This is a genomic window from Pseudomonas sp. LBUM1671 (genome assembly GCF_059695685.1).
Map to the genome: position 1 here is coordinate 6,324,651 of NZ_CP166782.1, position 21,125 is coordinate 6,345,775.

Consider the following 21,125-nt stretch of genomic DNA (forward strand, 5'->3'; position numbering starts at 1 on the left):
AACCATCTCGTTCAGCATGAAGTGCTGAAGGTGCTTGGCCCCCTGACGGACCGACTCTGGAACAGACTGGTCTCTCGCCAAGTCGCGCAAACAATCACCCGTTTGAATAATGCTACGAGTAAGTTCATGGGGCGTTTGAGGTTGGTCGCGGAGACTAAGGGAGGGTCGCCTGTGAGCGACCTCCCGATCGTGAGACAGTTTTTATTATCGCTGGACAGACTTTATTGCCTGAAAGCAGTGTTCAGTCAGCTGTGGATAACTTATTCCACCGTCACCGACTTCGCCAGGTTCCGTGGCTGGTCAACGTCCGTGCCTTTCAACACCGCCACGTAGTACGAGAGCAACTGCAGCGGGATGGTGTAGAGGATTGGCGACAGGATGTCGTGGATGTGCGGCATGTGGACAACGTGGGTACCCTCGCCGTTGGTCATACCGGCCTTTTCGTCTGCGAAGACGATCAATTGGCCGCCACGGGCGCGGACTTCCTGGAGGTTGGACTTCAGCTTCTCCAGCAGTTCGTTGTTCGGTGCCACGGTGACCACGGGCATGTCGTTATCCACTAACGCCAACGGGCCGTGCTTCAGTTCGCCCGCCGGGTAGGCTTCAGCGTGGATGTAGGAGATTTCCTTGAGTTTCAGGGCCCCTTCCATCGCTACCGGGAATTGCGCGCCACGACCGAGGAACAGGGTGTGGTTCTTCTCGGCGAACAGTTCGGCGATTTTCTCCACGGTGCTGTCCATGGCCAGGGCTTCGCCCAGACGTGTTGGCAGGCGGCGCAGTTCTTCAACCAGGGTGGCTTCGACGCCTTTGGCCAAAGTGCCGCGAACCTGACCCAGGGACAGAGTCAGCAACAGCAGGCCGACCAATTGGGTGGTGAAGGCTTTGGTCGAGGCCACGCCGATTTCGCGACCGGCCTGGGTCAGCAGGGTCAGGTCGGACTCACGCACCAGCGAGCTGATGCCGACGTTGCAGATCGCCAGGCTGGCGAGGAAGCCCAACTCCTTGGCGTTGCGCAAGGCGGCCAAGGTGTCTGCGGTTTCGCCGGACTGGGAAATGGTCACGAACAGCGTGTCTGGCTGCACCACGACTTTGCGGTAGCGGAATTCACTGGCGACTTCGACCTGGCACGGGATACCGGCCAGTTCTTCCAGCCAGTAACGGGCAACCATACCGGCGTGGTAGCTGGTGCCGCAGGCGACGATCTGTACGTTGCGAACCTTGGCGAACAACTCCGGGGCTTCCGGGCCGAAGGCTTGCACCAGAACCTGTTGTTGGCTCAGGCGTCCCTCCAGCGTGCGCTGCACGACCGTAGGCTGCTCGTGGATTTCCTTGAGCATGAAGTGGCGGTACTCGCCCTTCTCGGCGGATTCGGCGTTGTCGCCGTACTGCACGGCTTCGCGCTCGACGAGTTTGCCATCAACGTCCCAGATTTGAACGCTGTCGCGGCGAATCTCGGCGATATCGCCTTCTTCCATGTACATGAAACGGTCGGTGACCTGACGCAAGGCCAATTGGTCGGAAGCGAGGAAGTTTTCCCCCAGGCCCAGGCCAATCACCAGCGGGCTGCCACTGCGGGCGGCGACCAGACGATCCGGCTGGTCGGCGCTGATAACTGCCAGACCATAAGCACCGTGCAGTTCTTTGACGGTCGCCTTCAAGGCCACGGTCAGGTCGTGCAGATCCTTGAGTTTATGCGCCAGCAGGTGAGCGATGACTTCAGTGTCAGTGTCCGAGGTGAACACGTAGCCCTGGGCCTTCAACTGTTCGCGCAGGGCCTCGTAGTTCTCGATGATGCCGTTGTGCACAACGGCCAGGTTCTGCCCGGAGAGATGTGGATGGGCGTTGCGTTCGCAAGGGGCGCCATGGGTTGCCCAACGGGTATGGGCGATGCCCAGACGACCGATCAGCGGCGCCTCGGCCAGAGCTTGATCCAGCTCATTGACCTTGCCCGGACGACGGACGCGATCAAGGATCCCGTCGTTGGTGAAAACCGCCACACCGGCGCTGTCGTAGCCACGGTATTCCAGGCGTTTCAGACCTTCGAGCAGGATGGCGGTGATGTTACGTTCTGCGACTGCTCCGACAATTCCACACATGCTATTTCTCCTGACTGACAGCCGCGATAATCAAATTGATACCGCGGGCCTGAATCTGATCCCGTGCTTCAACTGGCAGGCGATCATCGGTAATAAGGGTATGGACGCTGCTCCAGGGCAGTTCCAGGTTGGGAATCTTGCGGCCGATCTTGTCGGCCTCCACCATCACGATCACTTCGCGGGCAACATCAGCCATAACCCGGCTCAGACCCAGCAATTCATTGAAGGTGGTGGTACCGCGAACCAGGTCGATGCCATCGGCACCGATAAACAACTGGTCGAAGTCGTAAGAGCGTAGTACTTGCTCGGCGACCTGCCCCTGAAAGGACTCGGAATGCGGGTCCCAGGTGCCGCCGGTCATCAACAGCACCGGCTCGTGTTCGAGTTCGCTCAAGGCGTTGGCCACATGCAGGGAATTGGTCATCACCACCAGCCCGGGCTGTTGACCGAGTTCCGGGATCATGGCGGCGGTGGTGCTGCCGCTGTCGATGATGATCCGTGCATGCTCGCGAATCCGCGTAACAGCGGCGCGGGCAATGGCCTGCTTGTATTTGGAGACCGGTTGGCCGATGTCGGCGACCAGCTCCTGAGGCATGGTGATCGCTCCGCCATAGCGGCGCAGCAACAAACCATTACTTTCTAGTGCGGCCAAATCCTTGCGAACCGTAACTTCTGAAGTTTCGAAGCGCTTGGCCAGCTCATCCACACTGACTTCGCCCTGCTCATTGACCAAGGCGAGGATGTTGTGACGACGTTGGGGTGTATTGCGTTTCGACATGATCTGGTAAGTTTCGATTCGAAAGATAACGGAAGCAATCAAAACCTATCAGCGAAACTTCGTCAAGCGGGTGTAAGAAAAAATATCTGTGGATAAACGCATCGCGGGCAAACCCGCTCCCACAAGGTCTTGCGAAATCCTTGTGGGAGCGGGCTTGCCCGCGATGACGATCAATCAGGCTGTGTATAACTAAAACCTGAAAACGCTATGTGGATAACTCAGCTCTTCTTGATCTTCACCGGCCGTTTCCAGCCATCGATATTTTTCTGGCGCGCGCGACCCACCGCCAACTGCGCGTTATCCACATTCTGGGTTATCGTCGAACCGGCCGCCGTCGTCGCACCGGAAGAGATATCCACAGGCGCCACCAACGAGTTGTTGGAACCGATGAACACATCTTCACCCAACACGGTTTTCCACTTATTGGCGCCGTCGTAGTTGCAGGTGATGGTGCCCGCGCCAATGTTGGTGCGCGCGCCGATCTCGGCATCGCCCAGATAGGTCAAGTGACCGGCCTTGGCGCCTTCACCCAGATGAGCGTTCTTCAGCTCTACAAAGTTACCCACATGCGCGCGAGCCTCCAGCACCGTACCTGGACGCAGGCGAGCGAACGGGCCGGCATCGCTGCCTTCGCCCAGGCTCGCGCCTTCGATATGGCTGTTGGCCTTGATCACCACGCCTTTGCGCAGGGTGCTGTCCTTGATCACGCAGTTAGGACCGATCACCACGTCATCTTCAATGACGACCTTGCCTTCGAGGATCACGTTGATGTCGATCAGCACGTCGCGGCCGACGGTGACTTCACCGCGCACATCGAAACGCGCCGGGTCGCGCAGGGTCACGCCTTGCGCCATCAGACGACGACCGGCGCGCAGCTGATAATGGCGCTCGAGCTCGGAGAGTTGCTTGCGATCATTGGCGCCCTGCACTTCCATGGCGTCATGGGGTTGCTCGGTAGCCACCACCAGACCATCGCTGACCGCCATTGCAATCACGTCGGTCAGGTAATACTCGCCCTGGGCATTGTTGTTGGAGAGGCGGCTCATCCAGCCACCCAATTGCGCGAAAGGCAGCGCCAGAATGCCGGTGTTGCCTTCGGTGATCGCACGCTCGGCTTCGTTGGCGTCTTTCTGCTCGACGATGGCCGTGACCTTGCCGGCGGCATCGCGGACGATGCGGCCGTAACCGGTCGGGTCATCCAGCTCGACGGTGAGCAGGCCCAGTTGCTGCGGGGCGACTTTCTTGAGCAGACGTTGCAGGGTTTCGACTTCAATCAACGGCACGTCACCGTACAGGATCAGTACGGTGTCGGACTCGATGAACGGCACGGCCTGAGCCACCGCGTGACCGGTACCCAGCTGCTTGTCCTGCAGCACGAAATTCAGATCGTCCGCCGCCAGACGCTCGCGCACCGCTTCGGCGCCATGACCGATCACGACGTGGATGCGCTGTGGATCAAGTTGCCGGGCGCTGTGGATAACATGACCAAGCATCGAGTTGCCGGCAATCGGATGCAGCACTTTCGGCAACGCCGAACGCATGCGAGTGCCTTGGCCGGCAGCGAGGATAACGATTTCAAGAGACATGACTGGCTACCAATCCTGGGTGGTCAGCGGCTGCGACCAGGTTATGAATATCGGAAAAGAAAAAAGGGTAGCCGAGGCTACCCTTTTTAATCAATCGCGCAACAAGCAATGGCCTATTAGTGGCCAAACTTCTTGCGGATCTGCTGGACGGTGCGCAGCTGAGCTGCAGCCTCGGCCAGACGTGCGGCAGCAGAACCGTAATCGAATTCCGCGCCCCGCTCATGCAAGGCCTTCTCGGCAGCCTTAACGGCTTCCTGAGCGGAGGCTTCGTCCAGGTCGGCAGCACGTTGCACGGTGTCGGCAAGAACCTTGACCATGTTCGGCTGAACCTCGAGGAAACCACCGGAGATGTAATACACCTCCTCTTCCCCGCCCTGCTTGACCAGGCGGATCGGGCCCGGCTTGAGATTAGTGATCAACGGCGCGTGACCCAGGGCGATACCAAGATCACCCAGTGCACCGTGCGCAATCACCATCTCGACCAGACCGGAAAAGATTTCCCCTTCCGCGCTGACGATATCGCAATGGACTGTCATAGCCATCTGATTGCCTCAACCTAAATTAGCGCCCGTTGCCGGGCGCCGGGATTACAGTTTCTTGGCTTTCTCGATCGCTTCTTCGATGCCGCCGACCATGTAGAACGCTTGTTCTGGCAGGTGGTCGTAGTCACCGTTGAGGATGCCTTTGAAGCCAGCAATGGTGTCTTTCAGGGAAACGTATTTACCCGATGCACCGGTGAAGACTTCAGCCACGAAGAACGGCTGCGACAAGAAACGCTGGATCTTACGAGCACGGTTTACCAACTGCTTGTCGGCTTCCGACAGCTCGTCCATACCCAGGATCGCAATGATGTCCTTCAGTTCTTTGTAACGTTGCAGAACATACTGTACGCCGCGAGCGGTGTCGTAGTGGTCCTGACCGATTACGTTCGGATCCAGCTGGCGCGAAGTCGAGTCGAGTGGATCGACCGCCGGGTAGATACCCAGGGAAGCGATGTCACGGGACAGAACGACGGTGGCGTCCAAGTGGGCGAAGGTGGTCGCTGGCGACGGGTCAGTCAAGTCATCCGCAGGTACGTATACCGCTTGGATCGAGGTGATCGAACCGTTCTTGGTCGAAGTGATACGCTCTTGCAGAGTACCCATCTCTTCGGCCAGGGTCGGCTGGTAACCTACTGCGGAAGGCATACGGCCCAGCAGTGCGGATACTTCAGTACCGGCCAGGGTGTAACGATAGATGTTGTCGACGAACAGCAGAACGTCGTTACCTTCGTCACGGAACTTCTCGGCCATGGTCAGGCCGGTCAGTGCTACGCGCAGACGGTTACCCGGCGGCTCGTTCATCTGACCGTAAACCAGTGCCACTTTGTCCAGAACGTTGGAATCCTTCATCTCGTGGTAGAAGTCGTTACCCTCACGAGTACGCTCACCCACACCGGCGAACACGGAATAACCGCTGTGCTCGATGGCGATGTTACGGATCAGTTCCATCATGTTTACGGTTTTGCCTACACCGGCACCACCGAACAGACCGACTTTACCACCCTTGGCGAACGGGCAAACCAGGTCAATAACCTTGATGCCGGTTTCCAGCAGGTCGTTGCCGCCCGCTTGTTCAGCGAAGGTTGGCGCAGGACGGTGAATGCCCCAGCGCTCTTCGGTGTCGATCGGGCCAGCTTCGTCGATCGGGTTGCCCAGTACGTCCATGATCCGGCCCAGAGTCGCTTTACCGACCGGTACGGAGATGGCTGCGCCGGAGTCGGTGACTTCCAGACCGCGCTTCAAGCCTTCGGTGGAACCCATCGCAATGGTACGAACCACGCCGTCGCCCAGCTGTTGCTGAACTTCGAGGGTGGTTTCAGCCGCGCTCACTACTTTCAGCGCGTTGTAGATGCTCGGTACGCTGTCGCGTGGAAATTCCACGTCGATAACGGCGCCGATGATTTGAACGATACGTCCGCTACTCATAGCTGGATCCTCTGAATATTTGAACCGTTAAACCGCGGCAGCGCCGCCGACGATTTCCGAGATCTCTTGGGTGATCGCAGCCTGACGCGCCTTGTTGTAGACCAGCTGCAAATCGCTGATCAAATCACCGGCGTTGTCGGTAGCGTTCTTCATCGCGATCATCCGCGCAGCTTGTTCAGCCGCGTTGTTCTCGACCACCGCCTGGTAGACCTGCGACTCCACGTAACGGACCATCAAGCCGTCAAGCAGCTCTTTGGCGTCCGGTTCGTACAGATAATCCCAGTGGTGCTTGAGTTCCTGATCCGGGGTTGCCACCAGTGGAATCAATTGCTCCACGGTAGGCGTTTGCGTCATGGTGTTGACGAACTTGTTGGACACCACGGACAGGCGGTCAATACGGCCGTCCAGGTAGGCATCCAGCATCACCTTGACGCTGCCGATCAGGTCATTGATCGACGGCTCTTCACCCAGGTGGCTGATAGCGGCTACGACGTTACCGCCGAAGTTGCGGAAGAAAGCCGCACCCTTGCTACCAACAACACACAGATCGATCTCGACGCCGTTTTCGCGGTTTACCGCCATGTCCTTGACCAAAGCCTTGAACAGGTTGGTGTTCAAGCCACCACACAGACCACGGTCACTGCTCACCACGACATAACCGACGCGCTTTACTTCACGGTCGAGCATGAACGGGTGGCGATATTCCGGGTTGGCGTTGGCCAGATGGCCAATAACCTGGCGGATGCGCTCCGCATAAGGACGGCTAGCAGCCATGCGCATTTGTGCCTTGCGCATTTTACTGACCGCCACTTTTTCCATGGCGCTGGTAATCTTTTGCGTGCTTTTGATGCTCGCAATCTTACTGCGAATCTCTTTTGCGCCTGCCATGTAACACCTATCAGGTTAGCAAGCGGGAGCCTTGCGGCTCCCGCTGCGGCTTACCAGGTTTGGGTGGCCTTGAACTTCTCGATACCGGCTTTCATGCCAGCGTCGATTTCGTCATTGAAGTCACCCTTCACGTTGATCTTCGCCATCAAATCGGCGTGATCGCGGTTGAAGAAAGCAATCAGCGCTTGTTCAAAGCTGCCGATCTTGGCGATTTCGACGTCAGTCAGGAACCCACGCTCAGCGGCATACAGCGACAGCGCCATGTCAGCGATCGACATTGGTGCGTATTGCTTCTGCTTCATCAGCTCGGTAACGCGCTGACCATGCTCAAGTTGCTTACGGGTCGCTTCGTCCAGGTCAGAAGCGAACTGGGCGAATGCCGCCAGTTCACGGTACTGAGCCAGAGCGGTACGGATACCACCGGAGAGCTTCTTGATGATCTTGGTCTGAGCGGCACCACCCACACGGGATACCGAAACACCGGCGTTCACAGCAGGACGGATCCCGGAGTTGAACATGGCCGATTCCAGGAAGATCTGACCGTCGGTGATGGAAATCACGTTGGTCGGAACGAACGCGGAAACGTCGCCAGCCTGGGTTTCGATGATCGGCAGTGCGGTCAGGGAACCGGTTTTGCCGGTCACTGCGCCGTTGGTGAACTTCTCTACGTATTCTTCCGAAACGCGGGATGCGCGCTCCAGCAGACGGGAGTGGAGATAGAACACGTCGCCTGGGTAAGCTTCACGGCCTGGTGGACGGCGCAGCAGCAGGGAAATCTGGCGGTAAGCCACTGCTTGCTTGGACAGATCGTCATAAACGATCAGCGCGTCTTCACCGCGGTCGCGGAAGAATTCACCCATGGTGCAACCGGAGTACGGTGCCAGGAATTGCAGTGCTGCAGATTCCGAAGCGCTCGCCGCCACGACGATGGTGTTAGCCAGTGCGCCGTTTTCTTCCAGCTTGCGAACCACGTTGGCGATGGTCGATTGTTTCTGACCGATTGCCACGTAGACGCAGAAAATGCCGCTGTCTTTCTGGTTGATGATCGCGTCGATCGCCAGAGCGGTTTTACCGATCTGACGGTCACCGATGATCAGCTCACGCTGGCCACGGCCGACAGGGATCATGGCATCGACAGCCTTGTAGCCAGTCTGTACAGGCTGGTCTACCGACTTACGCCAGATCACGCCTGGAGCAACTTTCTCGACCGCATCGGTCTCGGTGTTGTTCAGCGGACCTTTGCCGTCAACTGGGTTACCCAGTGCGTCGACTACGCGACCCAGCAGTTCCTTACCAACCGGAACTTCGAGGATGCGGCCGGTGCACTTGGCGCTCATGCCTTCAGCCAGAGACTGGTAGGAGCCCAATACAACGGCGCCTACGGAGTCTTGCTCCAGGTTGAGAGCCATACCGAAGACGCCGCCCGGAAACTCGATCATCTCGCCGTACATGACGTCGGCCAGACCGTGAATCCGCACGATACCGTCAGATACGCTGACGACAGTGCCTTCGTTACGGGCTTGGGAGGTCACATCGAGCTTGTCGATGCGGCCCTTGATAATTTCACTTATTTCGGAAGGATTGAGTTGCTGCATTGCTCTGCTGCCCCTTCAAACTCAAGATTTCAATGCTTCGGCAAGGCTCGCGAGTTTGCCGCGAACCGAGCCATCGATAACCAGGTCGCCGGCGCGGATGACAATGCCCCCAATAAGGGATTTGTCTTCCTCGACTTGCAGGCGCACTTCCCGGTTGAGTCGTGCACTGAGAACCTTGGCGAGTTTGTCTTGCTGTTCTTGGTTCAATGCAAAAGCACTGGTGACTTCAACGTCTACCGATTTCTCTTGTTCAGCCTTGTACAGGTCAAACAGAGCGGCGATCTCCGGCAGAAGCGGGAGACGGTCGTTTTCGGCAACGACGTGAATGAAGTTCTGTGCCTTGGCATCAAACTTGTCGCCGCACACGTCAATAAACGTGGCGGCCTTGTCTGCGCTCGTCAGTCGCGGGGCCTTGAGCACGCGCTGCATGGTGTCATCTTGCGACACTGCTGCAGCCAGGCCGAGCATGGCTGACCAAGAGGCCAGTTGCTGGTGGGCCTGGGCGTGCTCGAAGGCTGCCTTAGCGTAAGGTCGGGCCAACGTGGTCAATTCTGCCATGATCGCCCTCGCTTAAATTTCAGCAGCCAGTTTGTTTACCAGCTCCGCGTGCGCGTTTTGATCGATTGTGGAACCCAGGATCTTCTCGGCGCCAGAGACTGCCAGGTTACCCAGTTGGGCACGCAGCGCGTCTTTGACACTGTTCAGTTCCTGCTCGATCTCGGCCTGAGCCTGAACCTTCACACGGTCAGCGTCGATACGGGCTTTTTCAACAGCCTCTTCAACGATCTGGTTACCGCGTTTCTTGGCTTGCTCAATGATTTCGGCTGCCTGAGCTTTTGCTTCGCGCAGTTGCTGACCCGCTTTATCTTGGGCCAGCTCCAGGTCGCGAGCTGCTCGGGCGGCAGCGTCCAGTCCATCCGCGATCTTCTTCTGACGTTCGTGCAAAGCCGCGATGACCGGAGGCCACACGAACTTCATGCAAAACAGTACAAAAATGAAGAACGCAACGGACTGGCCAATCAGGGTTGCATTAATGTTCACGCCAACACCTCGCTCGTTCGTTGCACATCACACCAATTACTCGAAGGTTCGAGTAATTAGCCAGCGAGTTGACCAACGAATGGGTTCGCGAAAGTGAAGAACAGAGCGATACCAACACCGATCATGGTTACGGCGTCGAGCAGACCGGCAACGATGAACATTTTAACTTGCAGCATTGGAACCATTTCTGGCTGACGCGCTGCGCCTTCCAGGAACTTGCCGCCCAACAGGCCGAAACCAATTGCGGTACCCAGTGCGCCCAGGCCGATCAACAGTGCAACAGCGATAGCGGTTAGACCAACTACAGTTTCCATCTTTCCTCCCGACTTTTACGTCGTATGGTTTAGGTTTTTTAGATTTTAAAGCGGTAAAACAAATCGTTTCATAGCCCTGTTCGGGCACCCACCCGTTTGACCGGGTGGGACATCAGACTAGTCGAGACTGGTCTTAATGGTTCTCTTCGTGCGCCATCGACAGGTAAACGATGGTCAACATCATGAAGATAAACGCCTGCAGGGTGATGATAAGGATGTGGAACACAGCCCACGCCCACTGCAGAACTACGCCCAGGCCGCTAAGCCAGAGCAGACCGCTGCCGAACATCACAGCAATCAGAATGAAGACCAGTTCGCCGGCGTACATGTTGCCGAACAGACGCAGTGCCAGCGAGATAGGCTTGGCGATCAGTGTCACGAACTCCAGCAGGAAGTTCACCGGAATCAGCAGGGCTTGAACGAAGATGTTCTTGCTGCCGAACGGGTGCAGAGTCAGCTCGCCGATGAAGCCGCCGATGCCCTTGACCTTGATGCTGTAGAAAATGATCAACGCGAACACCGACAGGGCCATGCCCAGGGTAGCGTTCGGGTCAGTGGTCGAAACGGCACGGAAAGGAATGTGCGCATCGCCAGTGATCAGGATGGCCAGCTGAGGAATCCAGTCGACCGGGATAAGGTCGACGGCGTTCATCAGGAAGACCCAGACGAAGATGGTCAGTGCCAACGGTGCGATCACCGGGCTACGGCCATGGAAGCTGTCTTTCACGCTGCCATCGACGAATTCGACCAATACTTCAACGAAGTTCTGCAAAGCACCAGGCTGACCGGAAGTCGCCTTCTTAGCCGCCATGCGGAAAAGAAGAACGAAGATCAGACCCAACGCGACCGACCAGCCGAGGGTATCGACATGGAAAGCCCAGAAGCCCATTTCTTTGGCTTCTGCTGCGGTGTGGGCAAAACCCCACCCGCCAGTTGGGTGCTGACCGAAGGTCAGGTTCTGCAAGTGGTGCTGGATATAGCCCGAAGCGGTTGTCTCTGCCATGGTTGCCTCAAACGCCCTAAGGTCTCGAAAGTCTTGTTCTCATCAGCAGGGGCGCGAACCAGCTGACCAGTTGGGTCAACACGAAGACGCCGAATACAGCTAGCGGCGCCAATGGCTTCACACCTGCGAACGTCAATGCAAAGAGCACTGCCGTCAAAATCAGTTTGCCCGCCTCACCGGCATAAAAAGACCGGACGATGGCTTGGGCTGCTCGGGCGCCGGAAAACCGAAAGGCCCTGTGAGCGAAATAAACATTGGGCAGCAAGGCTATCAGGCCTCCGCAGAGTCCCGAGTACCCGGCAACGACTCCGTGCCATTGCCAGAGCGCCAAAGCGGCGATCAGCAAAACTACAAACTGAGCCATTAACACCGGAAAAACTGCCAGGCGATGGAACGGCAAGCGGTTTGGCGTGCGGCTTTCCATCACAATTACTCCCCAATGGTCGGCTGCCAGAATTCAATAACTTGGCATAATTTGTGCCGACAAAATGCGCGCAGAGTATAGGGGCGGTTCTGCCCCTATTCAACTGTCAGGTAGTGATTTCCGACTGCACGCTACATGAGGAAATGTTTCAGCGAATGTGTGCGAGCACACCCTGAAGCTCATCAAGGGAGTTGTAACCAATAACCAACTGCCCTTTCCCCTTCTTTCCGTGGCGGATCTGCACCGCAGAGCCTAGGCGTTCGGCCAGGCGCTGCTCGAGTCGGGCGATATCAGGGTCCGGTTTGACTGGTTCGGCAGGCTCCTGTTTGCCACTCAACCACTGGCGAACCAGTGCCTCAGTTTGGCGCACCGTCAGCCCCCGTGCGACAACATGTCGCGCCCCTTCAACCTGTTGATTCTCCGGCAAACCGAGCAAAGCACGGGCATGACCCATTTCCAGGTCACCGTGCGACAGCATGGTTTTGATAACTTCCGGCAACGCGATCAAGCGTAGCAGGTTGGCCACAGTCACGCGGGATTTGCCCACGGCTTCGGCCACTTGTTGCTGAGTCAGCTGGAATTCCTGCTGCAAACGCTGCAGGGCCACGGCTTCTTCGATCGGATTGAGGTCTTCACGCTGGATGTTCTCGATCAGCGCCATGGCGATCGCGGTTTCATCCGGCACATCGCGAACCATCGCCGGAATGGTTTCCTGGCCAGCCTGCTGGCTGGCGCGCCAGCGACGTTCACCAGCGATGATTTCGAAGCGACCGCTGCCAATCGGACGAACCACGATCGGCTGCATCACGCCCTGGGCCTTGATCGACTGCGCCAGCTCTTCCAGCGCCTGAGGATCCATGTCCCGACGCGGCTGGTACTTGCCGCGCTGGATCAGGTCCAGGGGCAGGTGCTGCAGCTCACGCTGATCGGCCTGCACCGCTTGTTCTTCCAGCGAGCTGACAGTCGGACCACTCAGCAGTGCATCCAGTCCACGTCCGAGACCTCGTTTCTTGACGGCCATGGGGATTCCTTAAGTTGCCTGAGCGGCGGCGGTGCGTGAGTTTTTGCGTTGACGACGAACCAGCTCGCCGGCTAACGCCAGGTAGGCGATAGCGCCACGCGATGCTTTGTCGTAAGCCAGTGCCGGCATACCGTAACTGGGTGCTTCAGCCAGACGGATGTTGCGCGGGATAACGGTGTCGTACAGTTGCTCGCCGAAGTGTTCCTTGAGCTGCGCCGACACGTCGTTCATCAGGCTCAGGCGCGGGTCATACATGGTCCGCAACAGGCCTTCGACTTTCAGGTTCGGGTTGAGCAATTCAGCGATGCGCTTGATGTTATCCACAAGGTCGCTCAAACCTTCGAGCGCAAAGTACTCGCACTGCATGGGGATAATCACCCCGTCAGCCGCGACCAATGCGTTCAATGTGAGCATCGACAGCGACGGCGGGCAGTCGATCAAAATGTAATCGTAGTTTTCACGGATCGGCGCCAGCGCACTGCGCAGACGGCTTTCCTTCATCTGCATTTCCAGCAGAACCACTTCAGCCGCCGTGAGGTCACGGTTGGCCGGCAACAACTGGTAACCGCCATGCTCGGAGTAGTGCATGGCCTGGGCCAGGTCACACTCGCCGATCAGCAGGTCGTAGACCGAGTTTTCCAACCCGTGTTTATCCACACCGCTACCCATGGTGGCGTTGCCCTGTGGATCGAGATCGATCAACAGCACCCGGCGCTTGGTAGCAACCAGGGAAGCTGCGAGGTTGATGCAGGTGGTGGTTTTACCCACGCCACCTTTCTGGTTCGCTATCGCGAATACCTTAGCCATTCTTGCTTGTGTTCCCAATCATGCCGTGCGGCGCAGTATCAGCAGATGGCGTTGGCCTTGGCAACCAGGTACGGCCAGGGCGTGTTCGCTATCGAGGTGGAAGTCTGCCGGCAATGCTACCAGCTCATCGGCCGGATGAACGCCCTTCATTGCCAGCCAGCGCGTATCGGCATCGCCAAGGTGGCGAGTCCAGTTACTGAAGTTTTCCATGCTGCTGAATGCCCGGGAAATGATCCCGTTGAACGGCTGGGCAGGCTGGAACGCTTCGACACGGCTGTGGATAACTTGCAGGTTATCCAGTTTGAGTTCGAGTTTGACCTGGGTCAGGAAGCGGGTTTTCTTGCCGTTGCTGTCCAGGCAGGTCACTTGTGACTCTGGAAACAGGATAGCCAACGGAATACCCGGCATGCCGCCGCCGCTGCCAACGTCCAGCCAGCGACCGTTCTCGACGAACGACATCACGCTCAAACTATCGAGCAGGTGACGGGAAACCATTTCGTCCGGATCGCGCACGGCGGTCAGGTTGTAAGCCTTGTTCCATTTGATCAACAGGGCCAGATAGCCCAGCAATTGAGCATGCTGGGTTTCTGTCAGTGTGACACCGAGCTGGCGGGCACCTGTGGATAACTCTTCGGCATGTTGCGAGGTGACCAACGAACTCAAGCGCTTTGCTCCAACTGACGGCCCGCGCCGCGTTTTTTCAAATGAATCATCAACAGCGAAATCGCTGCCGGCGTGACGCCCGGGATACGTGACGCCTGGCCCAAAGTCTCTGGACGGGTCGCACCGAGCTTGCTCTGGATCTCTTTGGAGAGACCGGAAATGTTTGTGTAATCGATATCCACAGGCAGTTTTGTGTCTTCGCTGGCCCGCAGACGAGCGATTTCATCCTGCTGACGATCGATGTAACCGGCGTATTTGGTCTTGATTTCGACCTGCTCGGCGACTTGTGGATCTTCTGCGCCCCCACCGGTCACGGCGATCAGACCAGCGTAGTCGATTTCCGGACGGCTCAGCAGATTGAGCAAATTGTATTCGTGGGTCAGCGGTGTACCGAACTTCTCGGAAATCGCATCGCCCTGCTCGGTACCCGGGCGGACCCAGGTACTTTTCAGACGTTGCTCTTCGAGATCGATGCTTTCGCGTTTCTTGCAGAACGCCGCCCAACGCGCGTCATCGACCAGACCCAACTCGCGCCCTTTTTCGGTCAGGCGCAGGTCGGCGTTGTCTTCGCGCAGGATCAGGCGGTATTCGGCACGGGATGTGAACATCCGGTACGGCTCTTGAGTACCGAGGGTAATCAAGTCGTCGACCAACACCCCGATGTACGCCTCATCGCGACGCGGGCACCAGGCATCTTTGCCCTGTGCCCGCAGCGCGGCGTTGGCCCCGGCCAGCAACCCCTGGGCACCCGCTTCTTCGTAACCGGTGGTGCCGTTGATTTGCCCGGCGAAAAACAGACCGCCGATGACTTTGGTTTCGAGGTTGTACTTCAGGTCACGGGGGTCGAAGTAGTCGTACTCGATGGCGTAGCCAGGACGAACAATGTGCGCGTTTTCCATGCCGCGGATCGATTGCACGATCTGCAATTGCACGTCGAACGGCAACGATGTGGATATCCCGTTCGGGTACAACTCGTGCGTCGTCAAACCTTCCGGCTCGATGAAGACCTGGTGGCTTTCCTTGTCGGCAAAGCGGTGGATCTTGTCTTCGATCGACGGGCAATAACGCGGACCGATACCTTCGATCTGTCCTGCATCGGAATACATCGGCGAACGATCGAGGTTCGCGGCGATGATTTCGTGAGTGCGGGCGTTGGTGTGGGTAATCCAGCAGCTCACCTGTTTCGGATGCTGCTCTTTGGACCCCATGAACGACATCACCGGGATCGGTGTATCGCCTGCTTGCTCGGTCATGACCGAGAAATCCACGGAACGGCCGTCGATTCGCGGTGGTGTACCGGTTTTCAGACGACCAACCCGCAATGGCAATTCACGCAGACGGTGAGCCAGGGCGATCGATGGCGGATCACCGGCGCGGCCACCGGAATAATTCTGCATGCCGATGTGGATAAGTCCACCGAGGAAGGTGCCAGTGGTCAACACCACGGAATCCGCGAGGAAACGCAGGCCCATTTGGGTGACAACACCACGCACTTGCTCCTGCTCGACGATCAAATCATCAGCAGCTTGTTGAAATATCCACAGGTTCGGCTGGTTTTCCAATGCTTCGCGGACAGCGGCCTTGTACAGAACCCGGTCTGCCTGAGCGCGAGTTGCACGCACGGCCGGGCCTTTGCGGCTGTTCAATACGCGAAACTGGATACCACCTTTGTCGGTAGCCATGGCCATCGCGCCGCCGAGGGCATCGATTTCTTTTACCAGATGGCTTTTGCCGATCCCGCCAATGGCAGGGTTGCAACTCATGGCACCGAGGGTTTCCACGTTATGCGTCAGCAACAGGGTTTTAGCACCCATGCGTGCTGAGGCCAGTGCTGCCTCGGTACCGGCATGACCGCCGCCGATGACGATCACTTCAAAACGGGAAGGGAAATCCACCACGCACCTCGTGCCTGCTTCAGTCAGGTAATCAGGAATAGTTTGAGCTCAGGTTTCTATACCTGGCCGGCAAGTATAGGGACTTCGCCCTTCCTAAAGAACCCTTTGCACAAAAATTAACCAGCTGTGGAGAAGTCGGGGTTATAGAAATTAAAAAGAGAGAAATTTATTAAATCTTTGTTTTTATGTTTATTTCTACTGAGGCACATTTCTGTGGATAGATCTCTACAGGCCTTTATATTCAATATGTACAGCGATTCAAAACCCTGTGATCATGTGCCAAGGAGGCCCTTGGATAACCGGTTTAAGCCTGTGGATGAAAGGGGTGGTTATCCACAGGGGCGGTTATCTTCAGTTTTCAGGCCCTGTTATCAACTGCCCTTAGTGGCAGTTACTCACAGGGCTTAATCCACAGAAAAGTGCTGATCCAGCAAATTCCGCACACGGAAAATCCGCTCAAGCAGAAAGAATCTGCTCAGCACTGGAGGACGATCTGAGAAAAGGGAAGGAACAGACAGGCGCGAATGGCCTGTCTGTGGACAACGGAAGGACTATTTACCGATGCAGAAGCTGGAAAAAATGCGCCCCAGCAGGTCATCGGAGCTGAATGCACCGGTGATTTCACCCAAAGAGTGCTGAGCCTGGCGTAAATCTTCGGCTAGCAGCTCACCGGCGCCCGCCAAGGTCAGCTGTGCACGGCCATGTTCAAGGGATGCGCTGGCATGTCGTAGTGCCTCAAGGTGACGCCTGCGAGCACTGAAGCTGCTTTCCGAGGTCTGCTCGTAGCCCATGCACGCCTTGAGATGTTCGCGTAGCAGCTCCAGTCCCATGCCGGCGGATTTCGCACTGAGGCTTATGGTGACGTGGCCATCGTCACTGACTTCCAGGGCAATCGCTTCTCCCGTCAGGTCAGCCTTGTTACGGATCAGCGTGACCTTTGCCGGATCCGGGCGTATTTCCAGGAATTCCGGCCATAACGCAAACGGATCAAGTGCCTCAGGAGCAGTCGCATCGACCACTAACAGCACGCGATCTGCCTCGCCGATGGCTTTCAACGCCCGCTCGACACCGATTTTTTCCACCTGGTCATCGGTATCTCGCAAACCTGCCGTGTCGACCACGTGCAACGGCATGCCATCGATGTGGATATGTTCGCGAAGAATATCCCGGGTGGTGCCGGCAATCTCGGTCACGATCGCGGCTTCTCGCCCGGCCAACGCATTCAGCAGGCTGGACTTACCGGCATTCGGCCGGCCGGCAATGACCACGGTCATCCCATCGCGTAACAAGGCACCTTGTCCGGCTTCACGAAGCACTGTGGATAATTCGTCGCGCACCTTATCGAGCATCGTCAGTACGTGGCCGTCAGCCAGGAAGTCGATTTCTTCCTCCGGGAAATCGATGGCCGCTTCGACGTAGATGCGCAGGCCAATCAGCTGCTCGGTGAGGTTATGCACACGCTGGGAGAAGGCGCCCTGCAACGAACGCAACGCGTTGCGCGCGGCCTGTGCAGAACTGGCCTCGATCAGGTCGGCGATGGCTTCCGCCTGGGCGAGGTCGAGTTTGTCATTGAGGAAGGCACGCTCACTGAATTCTCCCGGCCGGGCCAGACGGCAGCCCAGTTCCAGGCAACGTTTGAGCAACATGTCCAGAACGATCGGCCCGCCGTGCCCCTGCAGTTCAAGCACGTCTTCGCCGGTAAAAGAGTTGGGTCCCGGGAAATACAAGGCGATGCCTTCGTCCAGCACCTCTTCGTTTTCATTGAGGAAGGGGCCGTAGTGGGCAAATCGGGGTTTCAGTTCGCGACCGCTGATCGCCTTGGCGGCAATGCTCGCCAACGGCCCGGAAATACGGACGATGCCCACTCCGCCGCGACCTTGAGCGGTGGCGACAGCTGCGATGGTTTCCCGAGGAACGCTCATAAACCGGTATCCAGACAAAAGTGACAGATAGCAAAACGCCCCACTAGGGGGCGTTTTGAGTGGTTATCCACAGTGTAAATCAGGCAGCTGCTTTAGTAGCCGCTTCGACTTTACGAGTGATGTACCACTGTTGGGCGATGGACAGGCAGTTGTTCACTACCCAGTACAGCACCAGACCAGCCGGGAACCACAGGAAGAAGAAGGTGAAGATGATTGGCATCAGCTTCATGACCTTCGCCTGCATCGGATCCGGAGGTGTCGGGTTCAACTGCTGCTGGATGAACATGGTTGCACCCATGATGATCGGCAGAATGAAGAACGGATCCTTGATCGACAGGTCAGTAATCCACAGCATGAATGGCGCTTGGCGCATTTCAACGCTTTCCAGCAGAACCCAGTACAGAGAAAGGAAAACCGGCATCTGTACGAGGATTGGCAAGCAACCACCCAGCGGATTGATCTTCTCTTTCTTGTACAGCTCCATCATGGCTTGCGACATTTTCTGCCGGTCATCGCCATGCTGCTCTTTCAGCGCGGCCAGTTTCGGTGCCACTGCACGCATGCGCGCCATGGATTTGTAGCTGGCAGCCGACAGCGGGAAGAAAATCCCTTTGATCAGCATGGTCAGGAAGATGATCGACCAGCCCCAGTTACCGACGATGGCGTGGATGTGTCCCAGCAGCCAGAAGATTGGCTGGGCAATGAACCACAGAATGCCGTAGTCGACGGTCAGTTCCAGACCTGGGGACAACTCTTTCAGCACGGCCTGGCTTTTCGGACCAGCGTAGAGAACAGCGCTGGTTTCGGCTTTTGCACCTGGCGCAACGCTCATTGCCGGGCCGGTATAACCGATGATGTAGTTGCCTTTGCTGTCTTTACGGGTCTGGACGACGTTGTTTTCGCCCTTGGCCGGAATCCATGCGGTGACGAAGTAGTGTTGCAACCAGGCAACCCAGCCACCACTGACAGTTTCCTTCAACTGCGCCTTGTCCATGTCCTTCATGGACACTTTCTTGTACGGCTCGTTACTTGTCCACAGGGCAGCGCCCAGGTAAGTGGCGGTGCCGGTGGCGGTGGTTGAGGAAGGATCGCCGCTGGCGTCACGCTTCAGTTGCGCGAACATCGCACCAGACCAGGGCTGTGCGCTCTGGTTGTCGATCAGATAGGAAACGGTTACGTCATACAGGCCACGTTTCACCGTGAAACGTTTGATGTAGTTGACGCCGTCCTTGCTGAACTTCAGGTCCACGACCAATTGGTCCTGACCGTCAGCCAGTTGATAAATCTTCTTCTCCGAGGTGTAAACCGGACGACCGGCTGGACTTGCGTCCGGGCCGTTGGTGCCGATCAAACCGCTCTGGGCCAGATAAGTCCGCTCGTTGCCGTTATCGAACAACTGGAATGGAATTTCCGGATGGTCCTGGCGACGTGGATACAGCGGCAACGTCAGCTGGGCAACATCACCACCCTGTGGATCGATAGCCAGGTTGAGCACATCCGTTTTGATCTGGATGAGATCCTTGCTGACAGCTACTGGTGTTTCAGTAGGTGCAGTTGCACTGGTATCACTTGCGGCGCGTGGAATGTCGTCACTGACAGAAGCATTATTGCCAGTCGCCGTGTCCGGTAGGCCCGGTGCGGTAGTACTGGAAGCAACATTCTGAGTCGGCAGGGCAGCCTGGCCATAGTCCTGGTTCCATTTAAGAACCATAACGTAGGACACGATTGCCAGGGCGACGATCAGGATCGTGCGTTTGATATCCATGATTACTCGGCCATCGAAGAAGAACGGGAGGTAGGGATAGGTGGAACCGGGTCATAACCACCGGGATTCCACGGATGACAGCGACCTAAACGACGAAAGGTCAGCCAGCCACCGCGCAGAAGGCCATGATTTTCTATGGCTTCATACGCGTAGCAGGAACAACTGGGGTAGAAACGACAGTGACTGGCCATCAGGGGACTAATGGCATAGCGATAAAACTGGATCGGAACGAGTGCCAGTTTACGCATCGGGACTGTCTACCCCTACAGTTTCGGTTTTGACTGCTGGTACCGGCTTGCTACGTGCCAGACGCTTCCAGAGTTTGCCGAAATGCTGAATCAATTCGGGGTTTTCTACGTCACCCAAACCTTTGCGCGCGACGATAACGATGTCCCATCCGACCAGTGAATCCTGGTTCAGGCGAAACGATTCGCGCATCAGACGTTTGAGGCGATTGCGCTCGACGGAGAGCTTTACGCTCTTTTTCCCGATAACCAACCCGAGACGGGGGTGATCGAGATCGTTGTTGCGCGCAAGGAGCAGGAGATTTTTCCCCGGAACCTTGCCGGTAGGGGAGTCAAAGACTGCCTTGAAATGCCGGGGGGTAAGCAGACGCTTTTCCCGACTGAAGTCCTGACTCACCTCCAGTGCCGGATTATCAAACTGCCAGACGCGCACGACCTTTGGCGCGACGACGCGACAGGACGGCACGACCGTTCTTGGTAGCCATGCGAGCACGGAAACCGTGGGTACGAGCGCGTTTGATAGTGCTTGGTTGGAAAGTACGTTTCATTGTCGTGTTACCTGGTTCGTCCACAACGGGCCGGAATGGCCCCCGTTTTAAGAGACCGGGGATTCTAGAGAAAGCAAGCCTCTAGGTCAATTTCCAACCAGCGTTTCCTTATAAATAGATCTCCAGGCGATTTCTCGTCCGCAGGTGCTTCGCTAGATATAGAAATAAAGAAGGAAGTTATTTAAAGCTTTTCTGTAAAGCTTATAAAAGCTAGGGAGCCGATCATCTGTGGATAACTACCTTGAGCCCTTCTATCTCGCACTGTACAGAGAATGACAACTACGGTGGAAAACAGGGGGCAGCCTGTGCTGCGCTGTCGGATAAGCTGTGTGTGGAATGGCCAGTTATCCACAGGCAGGTTATCCACCGAGTTTCGCCCCCACTTGTCCAGTGCCCTCATGGGCGGTTATCCACAGAGCTTATGCACATACCATTGGTCGTCTTTTTGACGGTTAACGCGTTGATAATTCATGGTCTGTGCGCAACCTGCATGTGGATAAGTGGACGTCTGGCCGCTACAATGGCCGCTTGTTTTTGCCTCACCGGCTTTCAACTTAGGGGATATCC

21 protein-coding genes and 1 pseudogene are annotated in these 21,125 nt (G+C 56.9%); all 22 read right to left on the reverse strand.

Going from position 1 to position 21,125, the window contains the following annotated elements:
- Nucleotides 1-39: 39 nt before the first annotated feature.
- Nucleotides 40-198: pseudogene (locus tag ACA060_RS29235) on the reverse strand (BPSL0761 family protein); the annotation flags it as partial.
- A gap of 62 nt (nucleotides 199-260) precedes the next feature.
- Entirely contained in the window at nucleotides 261-2,096 is a 1,836-nt protein-coding gene (gene glmS, locus ACA060_RS29240; protein ID WP_109626969.1) for a glutamine--fructose-6-phosphate transaminase (isomerizing), read from the reverse strand.
- 1 nt (nucleotide 2,097) lies between these two features.
- Entirely contained in the window at nucleotides 2,098-2,877 is a 780-nt protein-coding gene (locus ACA060_RS29245; RefSeq protein ID WP_497318376.1) for a DeoR/GlpR family DNA-binding transcription regulator, read from the reverse strand.
- 215 nt (nucleotides 2,878-3,092) lie between these two features.
- On the reverse strand, nucleotides 3,093-4,460 hold the full coding sequence (glmU, locus tag ACA060_RS29250) for a bifunctional UDP-N-acetylglucosamine diphosphorylase/glucosamine-1-phosphate N-acetyltransferase GlmU (protein WP_497314700.1): 1,368 nt from the start codon (nucleotides 4,458-4,460) through the stop codon (nucleotides 3,093-3,095).
- Nucleotides 4,461-4,576: 116 nt separating this feature from the next.
- The gene (locus ACA060_RS29255; protein WP_007969909.1) at nucleotides 4,577-5,002 is read right to left on the reverse strand and encodes a F0F1 ATP synthase subunit epsilon; all 426 of its coding nucleotides are present in this window, start codon (nucleotides 5,000-5,002) and stop codon (nucleotides 4,577-4,579) included.
- Between the two features lie 45 nt (nucleotides 5,003-5,047).
- Entirely contained in the window at nucleotides 5,048-6,427 is a 1,380-nt protein-coding gene (gene atpD / locus ACA060_RS29260) for a F0F1 ATP synthase subunit beta (protein WP_008155715.1), read from the reverse strand.
- A gap of 27 nt (nucleotides 6,428-6,454) precedes the next feature.
- The gene (gene atpG / locus ACA060_RS29265) at nucleotides 6,455-7,315 is read right to left on the reverse strand and encodes a F0F1 ATP synthase subunit gamma (RefSeq protein WP_109626974.1); all 861 of its coding nucleotides are present in this window, start codon (nucleotides 7,313-7,315) and stop codon (nucleotides 6,455-6,457) included.
- Nucleotides 7,316-7,365: 50 nt separating this feature from the next.
- Nucleotides 7,366-8,910: a F0F1 ATP synthase subunit alpha gene (atpA, locus tag ACA060_RS29270; protein ID WP_008007884.1), complete on the reverse strand. Its 1,545-nt coding sequence runs from the start codon at nucleotides 8,908-8,910 to the stop codon at nucleotides 7,366-7,368.
- Between the two features lie 21 nt (nucleotides 8,911-8,931).
- On the reverse strand, nucleotides 8,932-9,468 hold the full coding sequence (locus ACA060_RS29275) for a F0F1 ATP synthase subunit delta (protein ID WP_109626976.1): 537 nt from the start codon (nucleotides 9,466-9,468) through the stop codon (nucleotides 8,932-8,934).
- Nucleotides 9,469-9,480: 12 nt separating this feature from the next.
- The gene (locus ACA060_RS29280) at nucleotides 9,481-9,951 is read right to left on the reverse strand and encodes a F0F1 ATP synthase subunit B (RefSeq protein WP_109626978.1); all 471 of its coding nucleotides are present in this window, start codon (nucleotides 9,949-9,951) and stop codon (nucleotides 9,481-9,483) included.
- A 56-nt stretch (nucleotides 9,952-10,007) separates the two neighbouring features.
- Nucleotides 10,008-10,265 carry a F0F1 ATP synthase subunit C gene (atpE, locus tag ACA060_RS29285; protein ID WP_002555987.1) on the reverse strand — a complete coding sequence of 86 codons (258 nt, stop codon included), beginning with the start codon at nucleotides 10,263-10,265 and terminating at the stop codon, nucleotides 10,008-10,010.
- Nucleotides 10,266-10,398: 133 nt separating this feature from the next.
- Nucleotides 10,399-11,268, reverse strand: a complete 870-nt coding sequence (atpB, locus tag ACA060_RS29290) for a F0F1 ATP synthase subunit A (RefSeq protein WP_010465471.1) — start codon at nucleotides 11,266-11,268, stop codon at nucleotides 10,399-10,401.
- A gap of 16 nt (nucleotides 11,269-11,284) precedes the next feature.
- The gene (locus ACA060_RS29295) at nucleotides 11,285-11,692 is read right to left on the reverse strand and encodes a F0F1 ATP synthase subunit I (RefSeq protein ID WP_010465473.1); all 408 of its coding nucleotides are present in this window, start codon (nucleotides 11,690-11,692) and stop codon (nucleotides 11,285-11,287) included.
- A 148-nt stretch (nucleotides 11,693-11,840) separates the two neighbouring features.
- Nucleotides 11,841-12,713 (reverse strand): ParB/RepB/Spo0J family partition protein, encoded by an 873-nt coding sequence (locus tag ACA060_RS29300; protein WP_008027541.1) that lies wholly within the window; start codon nucleotides 12,711-12,713, stop codon nucleotides 11,841-11,843.
- A gap of 9 nt (nucleotides 12,714-12,722) precedes the next feature.
- Nucleotides 12,723-13,520 carry a ParA family protein gene (locus tag ACA060_RS29305; RefSeq protein ID WP_090177596.1) on the reverse strand — a complete coding sequence of 266 codons (798 nt, stop codon included), beginning with the start codon at nucleotides 13,518-13,520 and terminating at the stop codon, nucleotides 12,723-12,725.
- 18 nt (nucleotides 13,521-13,538) lie between these two features.
- The gene (gene rsmG, locus ACA060_RS29310; RefSeq protein ID WP_046030911.1) at nucleotides 13,539-14,183 is read right to left on the reverse strand and encodes a 16S rRNA (guanine(527)-N(7))-methyltransferase RsmG; all 645 of its coding nucleotides are present in this window, start codon (nucleotides 14,181-14,183) and stop codon (nucleotides 13,539-13,541) included.
- Complete coding sequence (mnmG, locus tag ACA060_RS29315; protein ID WP_109626982.1) at nucleotides 14,180-16,078, reverse strand: tRNA uridine-5-carboxymethylaminomethyl(34) synthesis enzyme MnmG; 1,899 nt, start codon at nucleotides 16,076-16,078, stop codon at nucleotides 14,180-14,182. Before mnmG ends, rsmG begins: the two co-directional genes overlap by 4 nt.
- Nucleotides 16,079-16,629: 551 nt before the next feature.
- The gene (gene mnmE, locus ACA060_RS29320) at nucleotides 16,630-18,000 is read right to left on the reverse strand and encodes a tRNA uridine-5-carboxymethylaminomethyl(34) synthesis GTPase MnmE (RefSeq protein ID WP_497314704.1); all 1,371 of its coding nucleotides are present in this window, start codon (nucleotides 17,998-18,000) and stop codon (nucleotides 16,630-16,632) included.
- Nucleotides 18,001-18,079: 79 nt separating this feature from the next.
- Nucleotides 18,080-19,765 carry a membrane protein insertase YidC gene (yidC, locus tag ACA060_RS29325; protein ID WP_497314706.1) on the reverse strand — a complete coding sequence of 562 codons (1,686 nt, stop codon included), beginning with the start codon at nucleotides 19,763-19,765 and terminating at the stop codon, nucleotides 18,080-18,082.
- Nucleotides 19,766-19,767: 2 nt separating this feature from the next.
- On the reverse strand, nucleotides 19,768-20,013 hold the full coding sequence (gene yidD, locus ACA060_RS29330; RefSeq protein WP_010465488.1) for a membrane protein insertion efficiency factor YidD: 246 nt from the start codon (nucleotides 20,011-20,013) through the stop codon (nucleotides 19,768-19,770).
- Nucleotides 20,006-20,407 carry a ribonuclease P protein component gene (rnpA, locus tag ACA060_RS29335; protein ID WP_010465490.1) on the reverse strand — a complete coding sequence of 134 codons (402 nt, stop codon included), beginning with the start codon at nucleotides 20,405-20,407 and terminating at the stop codon, nucleotides 20,006-20,008. Before rnpA ends, yidD begins: the two co-directional genes overlap by 8 nt.
- Before the next feature lie 16 nt (nucleotides 20,408-20,423).
- On the reverse strand, nucleotides 20,424-20,558 hold the full coding sequence (gene rpmH, locus ACA060_RS29340) for a 50S ribosomal protein L34 (protein WP_003213577.1): 135 nt from the start codon (nucleotides 20,556-20,558) through the stop codon (nucleotides 20,424-20,426).
- Between the last annotated feature and the right edge of the window lie 567 nt (nucleotides 20,559-21,125).